Annotated in this window: 17 protein-coding genes; all 17 read left to right on the forward strand. The window is 59.4% G+C overall.

Annotated elements, in window-relative coordinates; all coding sequences use genetic code 11:
• Positions 1-12: 12 nt before the first annotated feature.
• The 17 genes from AC1RP7_RS19130 to AC1RP7_RS19210 all read left to right on the forward strand — a co-directional run bounded on the left by AC1RP7_RS19130 (position 13) and on the right by AC1RP7_RS19210 (position 18545).
• On the forward strand, positions 13-741 hold the full coding sequence (locus tag AC1RP7_RS19130) for a cephalosporin hydroxylase family protein (protein ID WP_090453807.1): 729 nt from the start codon (positions 13-15) through the stop codon (positions 739-741).
• A gap of 52 nt (positions 742-793) precedes the next feature.
• Complete coding sequence (locus AC1RP7_RS19135) at positions 794-3718, forward strand: TIGR00180 family glycosyltransferase (protein WP_493181656.1); 2925 nt, start codon at positions 794-796, stop codon at positions 3716-3718.
• Positions 3719-3843: 125 nt separating this feature from the next.
• The gene (gene pseC / locus AC1RP7_RS19140; protein WP_493181658.1) at positions 3844-5034 is read left to right on the forward strand and encodes a UDP-4-amino-4,6-dideoxy-N-acetyl-beta-L-altrosamine transaminase; all 1191 of its coding nucleotides are present in this window, start codon (positions 3844-3846) and stop codon (positions 5032-5034) included.
• The gene (locus AC1RP7_RS19145) at positions 5034-5654 is read left to right on the forward strand and encodes a pseudaminic acid biosynthesis-associated methylase (RefSeq protein ID WP_493181659.1); all 621 of its coding nucleotides are present in this window, start codon (positions 5034-5036) and stop codon (positions 5652-5654) included. Before pseC ends, AC1RP7_RS19145 begins: the two co-directional genes overlap by 1 nt.
• On the forward strand, positions 5651-6358 hold the full coding sequence (pseF, locus tag AC1RP7_RS19150; RefSeq protein WP_057716652.1) for a pseudaminic acid cytidylyltransferase: 708 nt from the start codon (positions 5651-5653) through the stop codon (positions 6356-6358). Before AC1RP7_RS19145 ends, pseF begins: the two co-directional genes overlap by 4 nt.
• Positions 6355-7860 (forward strand): UDP-2,4-diacetamido-2,4,6-trideoxy-beta-L-altropyranose hydrolase, encoded by a 1506-nt coding sequence (gene pseG, locus AC1RP7_RS19155; protein ID WP_489340003.1) that lies wholly within the window; start codon positions 6355-6357, stop codon positions 7858-7860. Before pseF ends, pseG begins: the two co-directional genes overlap by 4 nt.
• Positions 7853-8905, forward strand: coding sequence for a pseudaminic acid synthase (gene pseI / locus AC1RP7_RS19160; RefSeq protein ID WP_057715898.1), 1053 nt, complete (start codon positions 7853-7855; stop codon positions 8903-8905). The genes pseG and pseI overlap by 8 nt, the downstream gene beginning before the upstream one ends.
• A 226-nt stretch (positions 8906-9131) precedes the next feature.
• Complete coding sequence (locus AC1RP7_RS19165) at positions 9132-10058, forward strand: ketoacyl-ACP synthase III (RefSeq protein ID WP_056721553.1); 927 nt, start codon at positions 9132-9134, stop codon at positions 10056-10058.
• 90 nt (positions 10059-10148) lie between these two features.
• Positions 10149-11441: a motility associated factor glycosyltransferase family protein gene (locus tag AC1RP7_RS19170; RefSeq protein WP_057715897.1), complete on the forward strand. Its 1293-nt coding sequence runs from the start codon at positions 10149-10151 to the stop codon at positions 11439-11441.
• The gene (locus AC1RP7_RS19175) at positions 11438-11704 is read left to right on the forward strand and encodes a hypothetical protein (RefSeq protein WP_057715896.1); all 267 of its coding nucleotides are present in this window, start codon (positions 11438-11440) and stop codon (positions 11702-11704) included. The genes AC1RP7_RS19170 and AC1RP7_RS19175 overlap by 4 nt, the downstream gene beginning before the upstream one ends.
• Positions 11705-11945: 241 nt before the next feature.
• Complete coding sequence (locus AC1RP7_RS19180; protein ID WP_057715895.1) at positions 11946-12797, forward strand: flagellin domain-containing protein; 852 nt, start codon at positions 11946-11948, stop codon at positions 12795-12797.
• Positions 12798-12869: 72 nt separating this feature from the next.
• Positions 12870-13223, forward strand: coding sequence for a flagellar protein FlaG (locus tag AC1RP7_RS19185; protein ID WP_340315027.1), 354 nt, complete (start codon positions 12870-12872; stop codon positions 13221-13223).
• A gap of 83 nt (positions 13224-13306) precedes the next feature.
• Positions 13307-14743, forward strand: coding sequence for a flagellar filament capping protein FliD (fliD, locus tag AC1RP7_RS19190; RefSeq protein ID WP_407515196.1), 1437 nt, complete (start codon positions 13307-13309; stop codon positions 14741-14743).
• Positions 14744-14872: 129 nt separating this feature from the next.
• The gene (gene fliS, locus AC1RP7_RS19195; RefSeq protein WP_090453820.1) at positions 14873-15268 is read left to right on the forward strand and encodes a flagellar export chaperone FliS; all 396 of its coding nucleotides are present in this window, start codon (positions 14873-14875) and stop codon (positions 15266-15268) included.
• A gap of 11 nt (positions 15269-15279) precedes the next feature.
• The gene (gene fliT, locus AC1RP7_RS19200) at positions 15280-15576 is read left to right on the forward strand and encodes a flagellar protein FliT (protein ID WP_056721566.1); all 297 of its coding nucleotides are present in this window, start codon (positions 15280-15282) and stop codon (positions 15574-15576) included.
• A gap of 171 nt (positions 15577-15747) precedes the next feature.
• Positions 15748-17223 (forward strand): sigma-54 dependent transcriptional regulator, encoded by a 1476-nt coding sequence (locus AC1RP7_RS19205; protein ID WP_046037712.1) that lies wholly within the window; start codon positions 15748-15750, stop codon positions 17221-17223.
• Positions 17224-17351: 128 nt separating this feature from the next.
• Positions 17352-18545, forward strand: coding sequence for a sensor histidine kinase (locus AC1RP7_RS19210; RefSeq protein WP_489340610.1), 1194 nt, complete (start codon positions 17352-17354; stop codon positions 18543-18545).
• The last annotated feature ends 2 nt before the right edge of the window (positions 18546-18547 follow it).

Consider the following 18547-nt stretch of genomic DNA (forward strand, 5'->3'; position numbering starts at 1 on the left):
GGAGAGTCTGTAATGAATCCTCATGAGCAGTTTCGTGAAGAAGTAAAAGAGAACATCGAAGGCCTGCAACAGGACAAAGCGTTGCAAGCCACGTCGCTGGACTGGGTTGGCACGACCGCCAAACATAAGTACACCTACAACTTCAGCTGGATGGGCCGCCCGATCATTCAGTTTCCCCAGGACATGGTCGCCATGCAGGAGATCATCTGGGCGCTGCGGCCGGACATCATTGTCGAGACCGGTATTGCCCACGGCGGCTCGCTGGTGTTTTACGCCTCGATGCTCGAACTGATCGGCCATGGCGAAGTGCTGGGCGTCGACATCGATATCCGCCAGCACAACCGTGAGGCAATCGAAGCGCACCCGATGAGCAAACGGATCCAGATGATCCAGGGTTCGAGCATTGATCCGGCAATCGTCGAGCAGGTCCGTCAGCGCGTCGAAGGCAAGAAAGTGCTGGTGGTGCTGGACTCCAACCACACCCACGAGCACGTCCTGGAAGAGCTGCGGGCCTATGCGCCGATGACCTCGGTGGGCAGCTACTGCGTGGTGATGGATACCGTGGTTGAAGACATGCCCGAAGACGCGTTCCCGGACCGTCCGTGGGGCAAGGGCGACAACCCGAAGACCGCGGTATGGGCTTACCTGGAAGAAAACGGCGGTTTTGAAATCGATCAGGCCATTCACAGCAAGCTGCTGATCACCGTCGCGCCGGATGGCTATCTGCGTCGCGTGCGGTAATCGACAAGACATCGTTGGGTTTTTTCGGCGATTCGCCGTTGTGGGGAAATGTATGCAAGGCAAGAACAATTCTGAACACGGGTTGGCACTCAACGAACAGTTGACCGTGGTGCTGATGTCTCACGAGCGGCCGGCATTTTTGCGCCGGGCCGCACGTTTCTACAGCGGCTTGCCTTGCAGGATTCTGGTGCTGGATTCTTCGACTGAAGGTCAGCCAAGCCTGGCCGGGCAGTTTGAAAATGTGGATTACCAGCATGTTCCGCAGTTTGGCTACTGGGGAGTCCGTGCCAAGCTGGCCTTTGGCGTGGAACAAGTGACCACGCCGTTCATGGTGTTCGCCGCCGACGATGACTTCCATGTGCACGACGCCCTGCGCGCAGCCGTGGCATTCATGCAGGCCAATCCCGATTACGGCCTGTGCCACGGCTACAGCATGATGTATCTGTCGCAACCCAACAGCGTCAGCTACTTCCGGCGGGACAAGAAGGTCTGCGAAGACTATTCGTCCGAGCACGCCGAGGAGCGTGTGCTCGATTACATGCACCAGTACCTGCCACCTTTCTATGCCGTACAGCGCACCGACCTGGTACGTGACTGGTATCAGGTGATGCCTCAGGATACGTCCTTCCAATGGCAGGAAATCGGTCACACCTATTACATGCTGGCGCGGGGCAAGGCGCGGATTCTGCCGATCCCGTATGTCGTGCGTGAAATGAACTACGGGTACTCGGATCACAACACTGAAATCTTCCACACGCTGGCTCATACGGATGCCAGGACGGTCGCCGAGCGTGAAGCCTTTGCCGCTTTCCTCTTCGGCTTGCCGACCCAAGTTCAAAGCGAGGACCCGGAGCAAGGCCGGCAGTTCGCGCTGCAAAGCTTTGAGGCCTTGGCCGATAGCTTGCGCACCGGTCGCGCACTGACCACCGAGCTGATTATCGAGTCCGCCTGGACGAGCGTCGAGAAAGGCCCTGTGCGCCGTTTCGGCCCCAAGCAATACGTCGAAATGCCGTTCTACAACCAGGCGTTTTTCGATCAGTTGACCCAGTTCGAGTTCCTGTTGCACGCCATGCCGGCCGGTCGCGTTCAGTTGGCAGGCCTGGAGGGTATCTGGACCCGTCAGCAGAGCCTGATGCTGGCGCGCAACAATGACACGCCGGAAAGTGTGGTCGACCGTTTGTGGCAAGCCCACGACAGCAACATCTTCAACCGCGCGGTGGTCAAGCGTCTGGTGGCCCAGCTGGAACTGCTGGGTGAAGACGAAGAAGCGCAGACCCTGGGCGATTGGGCTGCACGTCTGGAGGCGGTGTCGGTTGAGGGTAATCGTGCGACGTTCGACAAGATGCTCTCCGGTCGACTGCTCAAATGGCTCTCCCCCCGCCAGCCTGATGAACAAGAGGCTGAGTCGATCGCCCGACACCTTGCGGCCAACGACGGTGGTCCTCAGTTCGGGATTTTCCTGCTCGACCTGGATAACGATATCGACAAGCTGCAAGTCTCTCTCGACAGCCTGCTCGAAGGTCACAGCAAGGCGTTCAGGATTGTGGTCTTCACTACCGGTGAAGCACCGGCCGCGACCACGGCGCAGAACACTCTGCACTTTGTCCGGGTTACCCAAAGCAACTACGTCGACAAGCTGAACCAGGGTGCTCGTCAGTCGCCTTGCGACTGGTTGATGCTGGCCGAAGCCGGCGACGAGTTCACTGCCGGCGGGCTGTTGCGCGCCAGCCTGGAACTGTTGTCTGCCGCGGATTGCCGCGCCGTCGCCACCGACGAAATCCAGCGCACCAGCGAAGGCGCACTGGTGGACGTATTCCGTCCTGGCTTCAATCTTGATCTGCTGCAAAGCCTGCCGGCCTTGATGGCGCGTCACTGGCTGATCCGTCGGGAAGTGTTCCTTGAAGTCGGTGGCTACCAGCCTGATTTCAGCAAGGCCCTTGAGTTCGACCTGCTGCTGCGCATCATCGAGAATGGTGGCCTCAACGGGCTGGCCCACCTGGATGAGCCGCTGGTGATTGCCCGGGCGCCGGTACTGGAAGAAAACGCCGATGAGCGCCTGGCGTTGTTGCGCCACCTGGGCAATCGCGGCTACAAGGCCAAGATCACTTCGACGGTACCTGGCACCTGGCAGATCGATTACCGCCACACTGAACGCCCGCTGGTGTCGATCATCGTGCCGGCCGGGGACAATCTTTCGGCCCTGCAGCAGTGCCTGCAAGCGGTCTTGCTGCGAACCCGCTACATCCAGTACGAAGTGTTGGTTGCGATCAATCAGCATCAGTCGGCCGAGGTCAATGACTGGCTCGGTACTTATCAGCATCCGAAAGTCACCGTTCTGCGCACCGATCAGCGTATGAGCGATGCGGCGTTGTACAACGCGGCCAGCCAGCAGGCGCAGGGCGAGTACCTGATACTGTTGGCCGCCGACAGTGAAGTGGTCAACCCGAACTGGCTTGAGTCGCTGCTCAATCACGCCCAGCGTCCGGAAGTCGGCGTGGTCGGTCCCAAGTTGATCGACCGCGACGGCAAGGTCACTCAGGCCGGTCTGATTCTCGGCATGAACGGTGGTGTGGGTTCAGCCTTTGTTGGTGAAAAACACGACGCCGAAGGTTACCTGCACCGGTTGGCGCTGGAGCAGAACTACTCGGCGGTGTCGATGGTGTGCCTGATGGTGCGTAAAGCGTTGTTCGACGAGCTGGACGGTCTGGACAGCGTGACCTTCGCCGACGGCTTGAGCGACGTCGACCTGTGCCTGCGGGCCGGTCAGGCCGGTTACCTCACCGTGTGGACGCCGCTGGTACAGGTGATTCATTCGGGTGAAGTACCAAAAGCGCCGCAAGCCCTCGATGCACTGCGTGACAAGTGGGCCCCAGCCTTTGCTCAGGACCAGGCCTATAACGCCAATCTGGCCTTGAGCGGCAAAGGCTTTGCCCTGGGCGAAAGTGCTTCGGTGAACTGGGCGCAGATGCTCGGCTAGGCCTGGCGAACAGGTATAAGGATTCAAGGCATGTTCAACGGAAAATCGATTTTCATCGCAGGCGGGGCCGGTTCGTTCGGGTGTCGGATCATTCGGGACGCGCTGGTGCGTGTCTGGTTGCCAGCATGATTCCTTACGCTAGGCAAAGCCTTGATCAGGCGGACATCGATGCCGTGGTCGGTGTATTGCAGTCTGACTGGCTGACCCAGGGGCCGACCATCGAGCGCTTTGAGCGAGCGATGGCCGAACGCTGCGAGGCAGGTTTTGCCGTGGCGGTGTGCAATGCCACGGCGGCCCTGCACATCGCTTGCCTGGCGGCAGGGCTCGGCCCGGGCGATTGGCTGTGGACGACACCGAACACCTTTCTCGCCTCGGCCAACTGTGCTCGCTACTGCGGTGCCGAGGTGGATTTTGTCGACATCGACCCGCTGACCTGGAATCTCGATGCCGCTGCGCTGGCCGTCAAGCTGGAGCGGGCCGAGCGTGAAGGCCGGCTGCCGAAAGTGCTGGTGGCGGTGGCGTTCTCCGGGCAGAGCTGCGACATGCGCAGGATTGCCGCACTGGCCAGGCGATATGGCGTTACTGTGATCGAAGACGCGGCCCATGCCGCTGGTGCGTCCTACGCCGGGCGGCCGGTGGGTTGTGGCGAGTTTGCCGCGATGACCGTGTTCAGTTTTCATCCGGTGAAGATCATCACCAGCGCCGAAGGTGGCATGGTGATGACCAACAGCCCGGAACTGGCCGAGCGTCTGCAACGCTTGCGCAGCCACGGCATGACCCGGGATCCGCAGCAGATGACCGGACCCAGCCACGGCCCCTGGTACTACGAGCAGGTGGAGCTGGGCTTCAATTACCGCATTACCGACCTGCAAGCGGCCCTTGGTTTGTCGCAGTTGAACAAACTGGATGAGTTCATCGAGCGCCGGCGTGAACTGGCGGCTCGTTATGACCGCTTGCTGGCGTATTTGCCGCTGACCTTGCCTGGTGCACAACCCGAGGCCGAGTCGTCATGGCATCTGTATGTGGTGCGGCTGCAACTCGATCAGATCGGTCTCACTCATCGTGAGGTGTTCGAGGGGTTGCGAGAGGCCGGGGTCGGTGTGAACCTGCACTACATTCCCGTGCATTTGCAGCCTTACTATCGTGATCTCGGGTTCGCCGAAGGTGATTTTCCGCAGGCAGAACGTTACTACGCCGAAGCCATCAGCCTGCCGTTGTATCCCTTGCTCAGTGATGAACAACAGGACTACGTGGTCGAGCAGATGCGGCAGCTGATCGAAATAATCCAGCCATTGCGGCGGGTGGGAAATGTGTGATGCGTGAACTGACCGTGCAGGAAACCTTCTGGCAGGGTGAATTCGGCAACCAGTACGTTGAGCGCAATGTCGGGCAGCCGCTGGTGGCGGCCAACCTGGCGTTGTTCGCCAAGGCACTGACACGGGTCGGGCACATCGACAGCCTGGTAGAACTGGGCACCAATGCCGGCAACAACCTGCAGGCACTGCACCAGCTGTTGCCGCGTTGCGAGTTGTTCGGCGTGGAAATCAATGCCAGCGCTTGTGCCGCGGCCCGGGCGTTGGGTATCGCACACATCTGGCAGGGTTCGCTGTTCGACTTCCCACGGGAACGCACCTTCGACCTGACCCTGAGCAAAGGCGTTCTGATTCACCTGGCGCCGGAGTTGCTGCCGGCCGCGTACGCGCAACTGTATGAGCTGAGCCAGCGCTACATACTGATCGCCGAGTACTACAACCCGGCGCCGGTCGAGGTCCCGTATCGCGGCAACAGCGGCAAGTTGTTCAAACGCGATTTCGCCGGTGAAATGCTCGATCGCTATGACGACCTGCAACTGGTTGATTACGGTTTTGGTTACTACCGCGATCGGCAATTCCCGGTGGATGACATCACCTGGTTTGTCCTGGAAAAATGCCGTTGAACAACGTCGCCATTATTCCGGCCCGCGGTGGCAGCAAACGCATACCCCGCAAGAATCTCAAGCCGTTTGCCGGTGTGCCGATGATTGCCCGATCGATTCAGGTCGCTTTGGAATCCGGGTTGTTTTCCCGGGTGGTGGTCAGCACCGACGACGAGGAAATCGCCGGGCTGGCGCGGGACTGCGGCGCCCAGGTGCCCTTCATGCGCCCGGCGGCGCTGGCCGACGACTTCACGGGCACTGCGGCGGTGATCGCCCATGCCCTGCAAGCCTTGCGCGAACAAGGGGACGAGTTTGATCGCGCCTGTTGTATCTACGCGACCGCGCCTTTGTTGCAATCGCGATTTCTTGCCCAGGGGCTGAGCCTGCTGGAACAGCATCCCGACAAGTCATTCGCCTTCTCGGTGTGCGACTTCGGATTCCCGGTCCAGCGAGCCCTGACCCTTGATGATCAGGGGGCATTAACGGCGCTGTATCCGCAGTATCGTGATACCCGCTCCCAGGATTTGTCGATCGCCTATCAGGATGCCGGACAGTTCTACTGGGGCCGCAGCGATGCCTGGCTGCGTGGCGAGGTGTTGTATTCGCCGTACAGCCTGCCGGTCATCCTGCCGCGTCATCTGGTGCAGGACATCGACACACCGCAGGACTGGAAACGCGCCGAATACCTGTATGCCGCGCTGAAGGCCGGGGGTGAGCTGCAATGAGAGTGCTGATTCGCTCTGACGCCTCGCCAACCATCGGCAGCGGCCACATCGCGCGCTGCCTGTGCCTGGCCCGGGTGTTGCGCAGGCAGGGCAGTCATGTGGCGTTCGCCTGTCGCCTGTTACCGGGGCATCGGCTGGAGGCACTGCGGGCCGAAGGTTTCGAAACCTTCGCGCTGCCCGAGCGCTACAGCGATGAAGACCCGCAGCAAGCCATCGAGTCCATGCTGCCATGGCAGACGGACATCGCCGCGCTCGAGCCGCTGCTGGAGCACCAGCCGGCGTTTGACTGGATCATTGTCGACCACTACGGCCTCGATCATCACTGGCAGACGGCCGCCCGGCGCTTTGCGCCACGGATCGCCGTGGTCGATGACCTCGCCACGCGGACCTACAGCGCCGACTTGCTGCTGAACCAGAATCTCTCGGGAACGCCAGAGGCTTATGCGTCGCTGCTGGCGCCAGGCTGCCGGACCTTGTTCGGCCCAAGGTTTGCCATGCTGCGCGACGAGTTCCGTTGCCCGGCCATCGAAATCAAGCCTCAGGCCCGGCGTGTGCTGGTAAATTTCGGCGGTTTCGACGCGGCAATGCAGACCCATCATGCGATGCTGGCGCTGGCAGACTTTGCTGAGCTGGAAGTCGATTTTGTCGCCGGAGCAGATAATCCGGCCTGGGCGCAGATGCAGGCGTTGGCGGTGAGTCGCCCGCATTGGCGCCTGCACAGTTTTGTCAGTGACTTTTATCGATTGATGACCGAGGCCGACCTGTTTGTCGGGGCGGGAGGCGGCACCAGTTGGGAGCGGGCGGCCATGGGGCTGCCGACGATTTGCATTGCCGTATCGAACAACCAGCAGGTCAACGGCGAGGTCATGGCGGCCGCGGGCGCCCATGTGTTCATGGGGGCGCGCGAGCAGGTCAGTGTCGAGCAATTGCGCCTGGCCATCGGCTTTGTCGCGGGTAACCAGGGTCTGCGCCAGAGCCTGGCGCGGCAATCGCGACAACTGGTCGATGGCCGGGGGGCGCAGCGAGTGGCGGCTGCGCTGGCCGGCGCGGTGCTGAGGGTACGTCCGGCGACCCTGGGTGATGCGCAGCTGTTGTTCGACGGGCGCAACACCGAGGCCGTGCGCCACTGGTCGCTGGAGACCGGAGTGATCGAGTGGCCCGCGCATCAAAACTGGCTGACGGCGACCCTGAGCAATCCCCGGCGGCTGCTGCTGATAGCCGAGGCCGATGACGGTCCGGTCGGTGTGCTGCGTTATGACGTGCGTGGCTTTACCGCCGAAGTGTCGATTTATCTGTTCGAAGGCCGGTTCGGCCTGGGCTGGGGCAGGGCGCTGCTGGACCGTGGAGAAGCCTTTGTGAAGGCCCGCTGGCCAGAACTTGAGTCGCTCACCGCCCAGGTATTACCCGCTAACCAGCCGTCGCTGCATGTCTTTCGCGAAGCCGGTTTTACCCAGAGTGCCTGCGCGTTCACGCGCGTATTGAAGGATCACGCAGATGACTAGCTTCAAGATTGGCGAGCGCCTGATCGGTGCCGATGCGCCGCCATTGATCATTGCCGAGATGAGCGGCAACCATAACCAGTCCCTGGACGTGGCGCTGCAAATCGTCGAGGCCGCGGCCAAGGCCGGTGCCCATGCGTTGAAACTGCAGACCTACACCGCCGACACCATGACCCTGGACCTGGCCGAGGGTGAGTTTTTCATCAAGGACCCCAACAGCCTGTGGGCCGGTAGTTCGTTGTACGCGCTGTACGAGAAGGCATACACGCCCTGGGAATGGCATGCGCCGATTTTCGCTCGCGCCAGGGAGCTGGGCCTGCTGGCGTTCTCTACGCCATTCGATGAGAGCGCCGTGGACTTCCTCGAAAGCCTCGACGTGCCGGCCTACAAGATCGCCAGTTTCGAAAACACCGACCTGCCGCTGATACGCCGGGTGGCCGCGACGGGCAAGCCGCTGATCATTTCCACCGGCATGGCCAGCATCGCCGAGCTCGATGAAACCGTGCGCGCCGCCCGCGAGGCCGGGTGCAAGGATCTGGTGCTGCTCAAATGCACCAGCACCTATCCGGCATCACCCGCGAACAGCAACCTGCGCACGATCGCGCATTTGCGCGAGTTGTTCGATTGCCAGGTGGGGCTGTCCGATCACTCCATGGGGGTCGGTGTGTCCGTGGCGGCGGTGGCATTGGGGGCAACGGTGGTGGAAAAGCATTTCACCCTCGACCGTGCGGCCGGTGGCGTCGACGCCAGTTTCTCGCTGGAGCCTTCCGAACTGGCCAGCCTGGTGATTGAAACCGAGCGCGCCTGGCAAGCCATGGGGCAGGTGCATTACGGTGTCACCGAGGCTGAGCGTCAATCCCTGGTGTACCGTAGATCGTTGTATGTAACCCGGGATATGGCGGCCGGCGAGCCCTTCGACGGGACAAATCTGAGAGCCATCCGTCCGGGTCTCGGGCTGGCGCCCAAACACGCGCAAAGTCTCCTGGGACGCCGTGCCCGTCAGGCCATCAAGCGTGGAACAGCACTGGATTGGTCGTTGGTCGAATGACCCGTTGCCGGGCTGATTCGGCAAAATAGCGTGACCTGCGAGTCATAACGGGCATCTTCACTGTATTGTATTGACCGGGAAGATGGCGCCTGACCCTTTATCGGGTTCAGTGATGGCCCTCTACGCTTCCCGGCCGTCGCCTTGGGGCGACGCAAATCCAGGTTTGTCGGCGCCCCTCGATTCCTGCGAGTGGTGGTATTGGGCTGTTTATTATTGGGAAGCCGTAATGATTGGCATAAAGAGCATTGCGAGCTACGTTCCTGTAGCCGGCGTGGACAATTACGCACAAGGTGCAAAATTCGAGAAGGATGAAGAATTCATCCTGGGCAAGATTGGTTCGGCTTTCCTGCCGCGCAAGGGCGTTGATCAGGAAACTTCCGATCTGTGCGTTGAAGCGGCCAATGCGCTGTTTGCCAGCAACCCCGATTTGAAACGCGAGTCCATAGATGCGTTGATCGTCGTCACCCAGAACGGTGACGAAGAAGGCCTGCCGCATACCGCGGCCATCGTGCAGGACAAACTCGGCCTGCCGACCAACGTCGCCGCGTTCGATATTTCCCTGGGTTGTTCCGGTTACGTCTACGGCATTTATGCGATCAAGGGCTTCATGGAGGCCGCTGGCCTGAAGAACGGCCTGCTGATCACTGCCGACCCGTATTCGAAGATCGTCGACCCGGAAGACCGCAACACCACCATGCTGTTCGGCGATGCGGCCACGGCTACCTGGATGGGTGAGAACCCGACCTGGGCACTGGGCAAGGCCAAGTTCGGCACCGATGGTTCCGGCGCCCCACATTTGAAAGTCACCGACGGCGTATTCTTCATGAACGGTCGGCAGGTGTTCAATTTCGCACTGCTCAAGGTGCCGGCGCATTTGCATGAGTTGCTGGGCGAATCGCAATTGAGCGCTGACGACATCGATGCGTTCTGCATTCACCAAGGCAGCGCGGCGATTGTCGACGCAGTTGCGCGGCGCTTCGAAGAGTGCCCGCAGAAGTTCATCAAGGACATGGTCGAGACCGGTAACACGGTGTCGTCGAGCATTCCATTGCTGCTGGAAAAGCATATTCTCGATTCCGAATGGAAGCGCGTTGCGCTCAGCGGTTTCGGAGTGGGGCTGTCATGGGGTTCGGCGATTATCTATCGTCCTTGAGTGAACGTCTTTTAATAAAAAGGCCGGTACAAAAAAGCGCTCAAGGGTTAACCTTGAGCGCTTTTTTGCTTGTAAGGAATGCGAGGTAGCATGAGCGAATGCTTTGAAGACAATGCTCAGGTTATCCAGCGTCGCTGGCCGTCGCTGTATGCGCGATTGAAAACGGAAGACCGCCTGGCCGTCGAGGTCGACCTGATCGAGGGGCGGGACTCGACGCTGTGTGTGGGTGGCATCCAGCTCACCAGCCGTCATGGTCGTCTGCGCGAGGCCCGCCTGCAGGCCGCCAGTCTCCCGCTCGACAAGCCACAGCTGCACGTTTACGGCACCGGCTTCGGCGATTTGCCTGCGGTTTTGCTGGAACGCGCCGGGCTTGAAAAACTCTATGTCCACATTCTCAACGGCGCGCTTTTCCTGTTGGTGCTGGAGCTGATCGATCAACGCCAATGGCTGGGCGATCCGCGCGTGCAATTGCTCTACGCCGGCGATCTGTCCGACATCTTCACGCCGTTTTTTGCCTTGCCCGCCGAAATGCTGCTGGCCGATGACCACAGTGCGAAGATTCGTGATCGGCTGGTCAGCGAAGTGCACTTGAGTTTCAACAATCGTGATTTCGACCCGCAGTCGCCGGTCATTCTGCAGCGCTTGCAGGACACCCTTGGACTACTGCTTGCCGATGACGATGTGGCTCGGCTCTTTGGCACTTGTCCCGGGCGCGAGGTTTATGTGATTGCCACCGGGCCGAGCCTGGAAGGGAATTTCGAGCGCTTGGCAGCGGTGCGCAACCAATCCCCGCGACCTCTGTTCATCTGTGTGGACACGGCCTACAAGCCCCTTCGCGAGCACGGAATCAAGCCTGACCTGGTCGTGAGCATCGACCAGCGCATCAGCGTGCTGCACTTGCCCGGTGATGCGTCCGAGGATATTGCGCTGGTGTACTTGCCATTGAGCGATCCACAAATGCTCAATGCCTGGAAAGGCAAGCGTTACGGTGGTTACTCCGCAAGCCCGATCTACGCCTCGTTGCGCGAACAGCATCCCCGTGCACTGCTGAACGTGGGCGGCAGCGTGATTCACCCGGCCGTGGATCTGGCGGTGAAGATGGGCGCGCAGCGCATCACGCTTTTCGGTGCCGACTTTGCCTTTCCAATGAACCGGACCCACACCGGCTGGAACGATGGTGACCTGGGGCCGCCGGTGAGTCAGGCCAGATACTGGGTGCACGATGGTCATGGCCAGAAGGTCAAGACGCAGTTGAATTTTCGCGGCTATCTGTGCGAGCTGGAGCGTTACATTGCCAGGCATCCCCAGGTCCTTTTCCTCAACAGCAGTCGGGCGGGGGCAATGATTGCCGGGACGCAGTTCAATCAGGATTTCGTGCGATGAAGCATCAGGCGATAGGTATCGAGGAATACCGGCAATGCGCCGGTTTGTTTCGCTTGGGGCGTGATGTCGAAGCGGCGTTGAACATGGTCGATCTGTTCGATGAGGCGCAGCGCCTGTTTTTGCAGGCGCCGCAGGACGTGCAGCAGGCGTGGGCATCGTTGCTCAGGCAAATGCTCGCCTGCCAGGAGCGCCAGGATTGGCTGGGGCTCGCCGATTTCATGGAATATGAGTTGATCGAATTGCTCGAAAACATGCCGGCCTGAGGGCAACAACAGCTTTGGCACGGGCGTTTTCGGGCCGGACAGTTTTATGGCGTCATTTTTTCGCGGTTGAGGGGCGCTAAGCCCTTGTTTTCTCGGGGGTGGCAGGGTGATGGCATTTTTTTTAAAAAAAGCCCTCAAGCAACCTGCCAACCCGACGATAACTAATACGAAGGTTCTCTAGGCCATACCCGGCGGTTGCCAGGGCCGGAAGCCGCAGTACCCAACCAACGAGGAATTCGTCATGGCTTTAACAGTAAACACCAACACCACGTCGCTGAACGTTCAGAAAAACCTGAACCGTGCTACCGACGCTCTGTCGACTTCGATGGCTCGCCTGTCTTCCGGCCTGAAAATCAACAGCGCTAAAGACGACGCCGCTGGCCTGCAGATCGCAACTCGCATGGCTGCACAGATTCGTGGTGGCAATCAGGCAGTGCAGAACGCCAACGACGGTATCTCCGTTGCCCAGACCGCTGAAGGCGCGCTGCAAGCTTCGACCGACATTCTGCAGCGTATGCGTGAACTGGCTGTTAAAGCACGTAACGGTACCAACAGCACTGCTGACCAGACCGCTACCAACTCCGAATTCGCTCAGATGTCTGACGAGATCACTCGTATCTCTGCTTCCACCAATCTGAACGGCAAAAACCTGCTGGACGGTACCGCTGGTACCATGCAACTGCAAGTTGGCGCAAACACTGGTTCGGCTAACCGCATCGACCTGGTACTGAGCTCCAAGTTCGACGCCGTATCCCTGTCCGTAGGCAGCGGTACTGTTGTTCTGACTGGTGCAACTTCCGCTACCCTGTCTGCCAACATCGACAACGCGATCACCGCGATCGACGCTGCTCTGGCATCGATCAACGCCACCCGCGCAAACCTGGGTGCTTCGCAGAACCGTCTGACCAGCACCATCTCCAACCTGCAGAACATCGTGGAAAACACCACTGCTGCACAAGGCCGTGTACAAGACACCGACTTCGCCGCAGAAACCGCGAACCTGACCAAGCAGCAAACCCTGCAACAGGCTTCTACCTCGGTTCTGGCTCAAGCCAACCAACTGCCTTCCGCTGTACTGAAGCTGCTTCAGTAATTTCGGCAAGAGTTTGGGCGGGGGAGTGTGCTTGTCACGCTCTCTCGCTTTTTACGTTAAGAGGTGATGGGCATGGAGATGAGCGTAAAGCTTGGCGTGTCTTATCCGGCTCCCCAGCCAGCGAGCACCGTTTCGGATAAAGCGCCGGAAAAGCCTAAAGTCGCCAGCGAGACTCCCGTGGCGGAAAAGAAGCTGGATACGGATGACACTCACTTGAAGCAGGCGGTGCAGCAGATCGAAAAATTTGTACAGTCGATCAAGCGCAATCTGGAGTTCTCGATAGACGAGCAGTCCGGAAAGGTCGTCGTCAAAGTGATTGCAAGCGAAACGGGCGAAGTCGTGCGACAGATCCCCTCCGCCGAGGCCCTCAAACTGGCGGAAAGCCTGAGCAATGCGAGCCATGTATTGTTCGATGCCAAAGTTTGATGGCTGGCATGAATAGTGTTTGTACGTTCTTTGGGCGCTGGTAAAGGTCAAAAGAGTGGCAGCAACCTGAAGGGAGACGAAAAATGGCAAGTCCAATTTTACCGGGTACGGGCCTGGGCTCTGGCCTGGATATCGGTGCGATCGTTACTGCGCTGGTCAATGCCGACAAATCGGCGAAACAGACGCAGATCGATACCCAGACCAAAACCAACACGCTGAAGATCTCCGGTGTCGGTTCCTTGAAAAGCGCACTGACGGCCTTTCAGACGGCGCTGACCAATCTCGGTAGCAAGACCAATCCTGCGTTTGCGGGCTATACCGCAACTTCGGGTACCCCGTCGATCCTGGGTGCAACTTCCGACAATACCGCCGTTGCCGGTACTTACAGCGTTGTTGTGAATAAGCTGGCCACCAGCTCGAAAGTAGCCAGTGCTTCTTTTGCCGGCGGTGCCGCCAGTGCCATTCCGAGTGGTACTTTGAAAATCAGTCAGAATGGCACTGATTACGATGTCACGATTCCAGCCAATGCGACCTTGCAGAGCACCCGGGACGCCATCAACTCTGCACAGGCGAGTAATGGTATTTCTGCCAACATCGTGACCGACAGCACGGGTGCGTCGCGTCTGGTGATCAGCTCCACCAAGACCGGCGCGGGTTCCGACCTGACGGTCAGCGGTATCGCCGGCCTTGAAATCGACGGCACCCAACCGATGGGCACCAACCCTTCGGCCTCCAGTTCAGGAGCTGTCAACGGGGTTGCGGTGGATGCATCGCTGACCATCGATGGACTGGCAGTGACCAGCAAGAGCAATACGGTTACCGGCGCGGTCAGTGGCCTGACCCTGAACCTGACATCTGTGAGCCCGGGTACGCCGCCGGCTGCGGCGACCGTCACCGTTGCGAACAACACCACCGGTTTGCAGACGTCGATCCAGTCGTTCGTTGATTCCTACAACACCCTGATGAACACCATCAACTCCCTGTCCAAGGCGACAGCGGATGCCGATGGCAACCTGACTGTTCAGGCGGCGTTTACCGGTGATTCGATGTCGCGCACACTGATCTCCGATATTCGCAGCGTGCTGACCGCTCCCGGGGCGGGCGGTCCATTGGCCGTGCTGTCGCAGATCGGCGTGCTGACGAATGAGAAAACTGGCAACCTGGCGTTCGATACAACGGCGTTCAACAAGACGATGGCCATCAACGGCATGAGCGGCCAGGTGCAGCAGTTGTTCAACGGTAGCAATGCTACCAACGGCCTGCTGGCGCGCATGGGCACTGTAATCAAGCCTTATGTGCAGACGGGCGGGTTGCTTGACCAGCGCAATACCAGCCTGCAGACCGTGAGCAAGAACCTTTCAAATCAGCAGACTGCGCTGGACTTGCGTGTCGCCAACATGACCAAGACGTTGACCGCCAAGTACAACGCAATGGACCTTTTGGTCGGGCAGATGAAAGCGACGGCGAGTAACATCACCTCGTTCTTCACTTCCTTGAACGCCCAGAAGTCCAACAGCTAGTCGTGAACTGACGATAAAAACCCGGCTACGCATTTTCGCGTGTGCCGGGTTTTTGTCTTTTGATCTAAAGTTCTCTGGCTCGCGGACGATACACTGGTCATACGAGTCTTTGTGGTAATGAGGTAGAACATGAATCCAATGTTAGCCCTTCGGCAGTATCAGAAAGTGGGTGCGCACGCCCAGACGTCCGAAGCAAGTCCGCATCGTTTGGTGCAGATGCTCATGGGGGGTGGCCTGGACCGTATTGCCCAGGCCAAAGGCGCCCTGGAGCGCAAGGACATTCCCGGCAAGTGTGTGTCGATCAGCAAGGCGATCGGCATCATCGGTGGTTTGCGTGAAGGCCTGGATCTTGAAAACTGCGCCGATGCCGTGGGTGAACTCGACAGCCTTTACCTCTACATGATGAAGCGCCTGGCCGAGGCGAACATCAGCAGCGATCCGGAGATTCTCGATGAGGTCGCGAGCTTGTTGCGCACGGTGAAAGAAGGCTGGGACGGCATTGCTGAGCCAGGTCCGCAGTTCTAAGGGAGATCGCCATGAGTCTTGTATTGCAGCGGATAGAGCAAACTCGTGAAGCGCTGGTCGGTGCTTTGGCCGAGCGTGACTGGGAGGCCATCGGTCAATTGGACCTGGATTGCCGTTCCTGCATGGAAGATGTCATGAGCGAGGCTTCGCTGGATGAAGAGGTTTTGCGCAGCAATCTTGAGGAGCTGCTGTATGTCTACAAGCAGCTGCTTGAGGTCGCGATGGGTGAAAGGCAGGCGATAGTCGATGAAATGTCTCAGATCCAGCAAGCGCGGAACGCGGCAAAGGTTTACCATCTGTTTGGATAATAAAACCCGGTTAATCCAAACAAGTGCGCCATAAATTTGACTGTGCACGGATTTTTGACTTAACTAGTGGCTGGTTCCAGATTTCAGTCGTCTTCAGGCATACAAGGCCTGCAAGCGTTTAGCTTGCCCCAGCATTTTGGGCATTGAGTTGACTAGGGAAGTTGCTATTGCATGTGGCGTGAAACCAAAATTCTGCTGATTGATGACGATAGCGTCCGCCGCCGCGACCTGGCGGTGATTTTGAATTTTCTCGGCGAAGAAAATTTACCCTGCGGTAGCCATGACTGGCAGCAGGCTGTCGGCTCTTTGTCGTCAAGTCGTGAAGTGATCTGTGTCCTCATCGGGACGGTCAATGCTCCTGGTGCACTTCTGGGCTTGCTTAAGACACTCTCGACATGGGATGAGTTCCTTCCGGTTTTGTTAATGGGCGATAATTCTTCCATTGACTTGCCGGAAGACCAGCGTCGGCGAGTGCTTTCGACCCTCGAAATGCCGCCCAGCTACAGCAAATTGCTCGATTCGCTGCACCGTGCCCAGGTCTATCGCGAGATGTACGACCAGGCCCGCGAGCGCGGTCGTCATCGCGAGCCCAATCTTTTCCGCAGCCTTGTCGGCACCAGCCGGGCGATTCAACACGTCCGCCAGATGATGCAGCAGGTCGCCGACACCGATGCCAGCGTGCTGATCCTCGGTGAGTCCGGCACCGGCAAGGAAGTGGTTGCGCGCAACCTGCATTACCATTCCAAGCGCCGCGAAGCGCCGTTCGTGCCGGTCAACTGCGGGGCGATTCCGGCCGAGTTGCTGGAAAGCGAATTGTTCGGCCATGAGAAGGGCGCCTTCACCGGGGCGATCACCAGCCGCGCCGGTCGATTCGAGCTGGCCAACGGCGGCACCCTGTTCCTCGATGAAATCGGCGACATGCCGCTGCCGATGCAGGTCAAGTTGCTGCGCGTGTTGCAGGAGCGCACCTTCGAGCGCGTGGGCAGCAACAAGACCCAAAGCGTCGACGTGCGCATCATTGCGGCGACCCACAAGAATCTCGAAAGCATGATCGAGATCGGCACCTTCCGCGAAGATTTGTACTACCGCCTGAATGTGTTCCCTATCGAGATGGCGCCGCTGCGTGAGCGCGTCGAAGACATTCCGCTGCTGATGAACGAGCTGATCTCGCGCATGGAGCACGAGAAGCGCGGTTCGATCCGTTTCAACTCGGCGGCCATCATGTCGCTGTGTCGTCATGGCTGGCCGGGCAACGTCCGCGAATTGGCCAACCTGGTGGAGCGCATGGCGATCATGCACCCATACGGCGTGATCGGCGTGGTCGAGTTGCCGAAGAAATTCCGCTACGTCGACGATGAAGACGAGCAAATGGTCGACAGCCTGCGCAGCGATCTGGAAGAGCGCGTGGCCATCAACGGCCATACCCAGGACTTTACCGCCAATGCCATGTTGCCTCCGGAAGGTCTGGACCTGAAGGACTACCTCGGTGGTCTGGAGCAGGGGCTGATCCAGCAGGCGCTGGACGATGCCAACGGCATTGTGGCGCGTGCGGCCGAGCGCCTGCGTATTCGTCGTACCACGCTGGTGGAAAAGATGCGCAAGTACGGCATGAGCCGTCGTGATGGAGACGAGCAGGCGGATGATTGACGCCTGTTTTTCAACTCGTTCATTTATAAGAAGTTTTTTTTAGGCACGGGTATTGCTACGTCCCTCGCAACGTTCCGTTTCACTGACGGTCAGCCAAGCGAGAGAGCACGATGCCCCAAGCCGCCCAGATGTCTCCTGTCCTTGATGCTTCGGGACAACCGTCGTCCGTAGAGCTGGCGAGCCGGCTTGGCCTTGAGCAGGCATTTTCGCTGTTCAATCAGATGTCCAGTCAGTTGACCGATTCCTACAGCATGCTTGAAGCCCGGGTAACCGAGCTCAAGGGTGAACTGGCAGTGGTCAGTGCCCAGCGCATGCAGGAGCTGGCGGAAAAAGAACGCCTGGCCAATCGCCTGCAAAACCTCCTTGATCTCTTGCCCGGCGGGGTCATCGTCATTGACGCCCAGGGCATCGTGCGCGAAGCCAATCCGGCGGCGTGCGAGTTGCTGGGGTTGCCGCTGGAAGGTGAATTGTGGCGCCACGTCATTGCCCGCTGTTTTGCGCCGCGCGAAGACGATGGTCATGAAGTCTCCCTCAAGGATGGTCGGCGCCTGTCGATCGCCACGCGCTCGCTGGACGCCGAGCCTGGCCAGTTGGTGTTGCTCAACGACCTGACTGAAACCCGTCACCTGCAGGATCAACTGGCCCGTCATGAGCGGCTGTCGTCGTTGGGGCGCATGGTCGCTTCGTTGGCTCATCAGATACGCACGCCGTTGTCCGCCGCGTTGCTGTATGCCAGTCATTTGACCGAGCAAGAGCTGCCGGTCGCTACCCAGCAGCGCTTTGCCGGGCGCCTCAAGGAGCGCCTGCACGAGCTGGAGCACCAGGTGCGCGACATGCTGGTTTTCGCCCGGGGCGAGTTGCCGCTGACCGATCGCGTGACGCCCGCTCAGTTGATGCAATCGTTGCAAGCGGCGGCGCTGACCCACGTACAGGATCTGCCGATCCGCTGGCAGTGCGACAGTCATTCGGGGGAGTTGCTGTGTAATCGCGACACCCTGGTCGGTGCGATCCTCAATCTGATCGAGAACGCCATTCAGTCCAGTGCCGGTCCATTGCGCCTCAAGATTCACCTCTATACCCGTGGCAATTACCTGCGCCTGTGCGTCAGCGACAGTGGCTCCGGTATCGATGCCGCCGTTCTGGCGCGATTGGGCGAACCCTTTTTTACCACCAGGGCCACTGGTACAGGTCTTGGCCTGACCGTGGTCAAGGCAGTGGCGCGTGCTCATCAGGGACAATTGCAGTTGCGCTCGCAACTCGGTCGCGGCACTTGCGCGCAGGTTATCCTGCCGTTGTTCAGCAGCGCTCAAGGAGCGGAGTGACA

This window comes from Pseudomonas sp. GW822-FHT01E03 (genome assembly GCF_058802985.1).

Coding starts and splice junctions, on each gene's coding strand:
- AC1RP7_RS19130 (WP_090453807.1), top strand. CDS start 13: ATGAATCCTCATGAGCAGTTTCGTGAAGAAGTAAAAGAGAACATCGAA.
- AC1RP7_RS19135 (WP_493181656.1), top strand. CDS start 794: ATGCAAGGCAAGAACAATTCTGAACACGGGTTGGCACTCAACGAACAG.
- pseC (WP_493181658.1), top strand. CDS start 3,844: ATGATTCCTTACGCTAGGCAAAGCCTTGATCAGGCGGACATCGATGCC.
- AC1RP7_RS19145 (WP_493181659.1), top strand. CDS start 5,034: ATGCGTGAACTGACCGTGCAGGAAACCTTCTGGCAGGGTGAATTCGGC.
- pseG (WP_489340003.1), top strand. CDS start 6,355: ATGAGAGTGCTGATTCGCTCTGACGCCTCGCCAACCATCGGCAGCGGC.
- pseI (WP_057715898.1), top strand. CDS start 7,853: ATGACTAGCTTCAAGATTGGCGAGCGCCTGATCGGTGCCGATGCGCCG.
- AC1RP7_RS19165 (WP_056721553.1), top strand. CDS start 9,132: ATGATTGGCATAAAGAGCATTGCGAGCTACGTTCCTGTAGCCGGCGTG.
- AC1RP7_RS19170 (WP_057715897.1), top strand. CDS start 10,149: ATGAGCGAATGCTTTGAAGACAATGCTCAGGTTATCCAGCGTCGCTGG.
- AC1RP7_RS19175 (WP_057715896.1), top strand. CDS start 11,438: ATGAAGCATCAGGCGATAGGTATCGAGGAATACCGGCAATGCGCCGGT.
- AC1RP7_RS19180 (WP_057715895.1), top strand. CDS start 11,946: ATGGCTTTAACAGTAAACACCAACACCACGTCGCTGAACGTTCAGAAA.
- AC1RP7_RS19185 (WP_340315027.1), top strand. CDS start 12,870: ATGGAGATGAGCGTAAAGCTTGGCGTGTCTTATCCGGCTCCCCAGCCA.
- fliD (WP_407515196.1), top strand. CDS start 13,307: ATGGCAAGTCCAATTTTACCGGGTACGGGCCTGGGCTCTGGCCTGGAT.
- fliS (WP_090453820.1), top strand. CDS start 14,873: ATGAATCCAATGTTAGCCCTTCGGCAGTATCAGAAAGTGGGTGCGCAC.
- fliT (WP_056721566.1), top strand. CDS start 15,280: ATGAGTCTTGTATTGCAGCGGATAGAGCAAACTCGTGAAGCGCTGGTC.
- AC1RP7_RS19205 (WP_046037712.1), top strand. CDS start 15,748: ATGTGGCGTGAAACCAAAATTCTGCTGATTGATGACGATAGCGTCCGC.
- AC1RP7_RS19210 (WP_489340610.1), top strand. CDS start 17,352: ATGTCTCCTGTCCTTGATGCTTCGGGACAACCGTCGTCCGTAGAGCTG.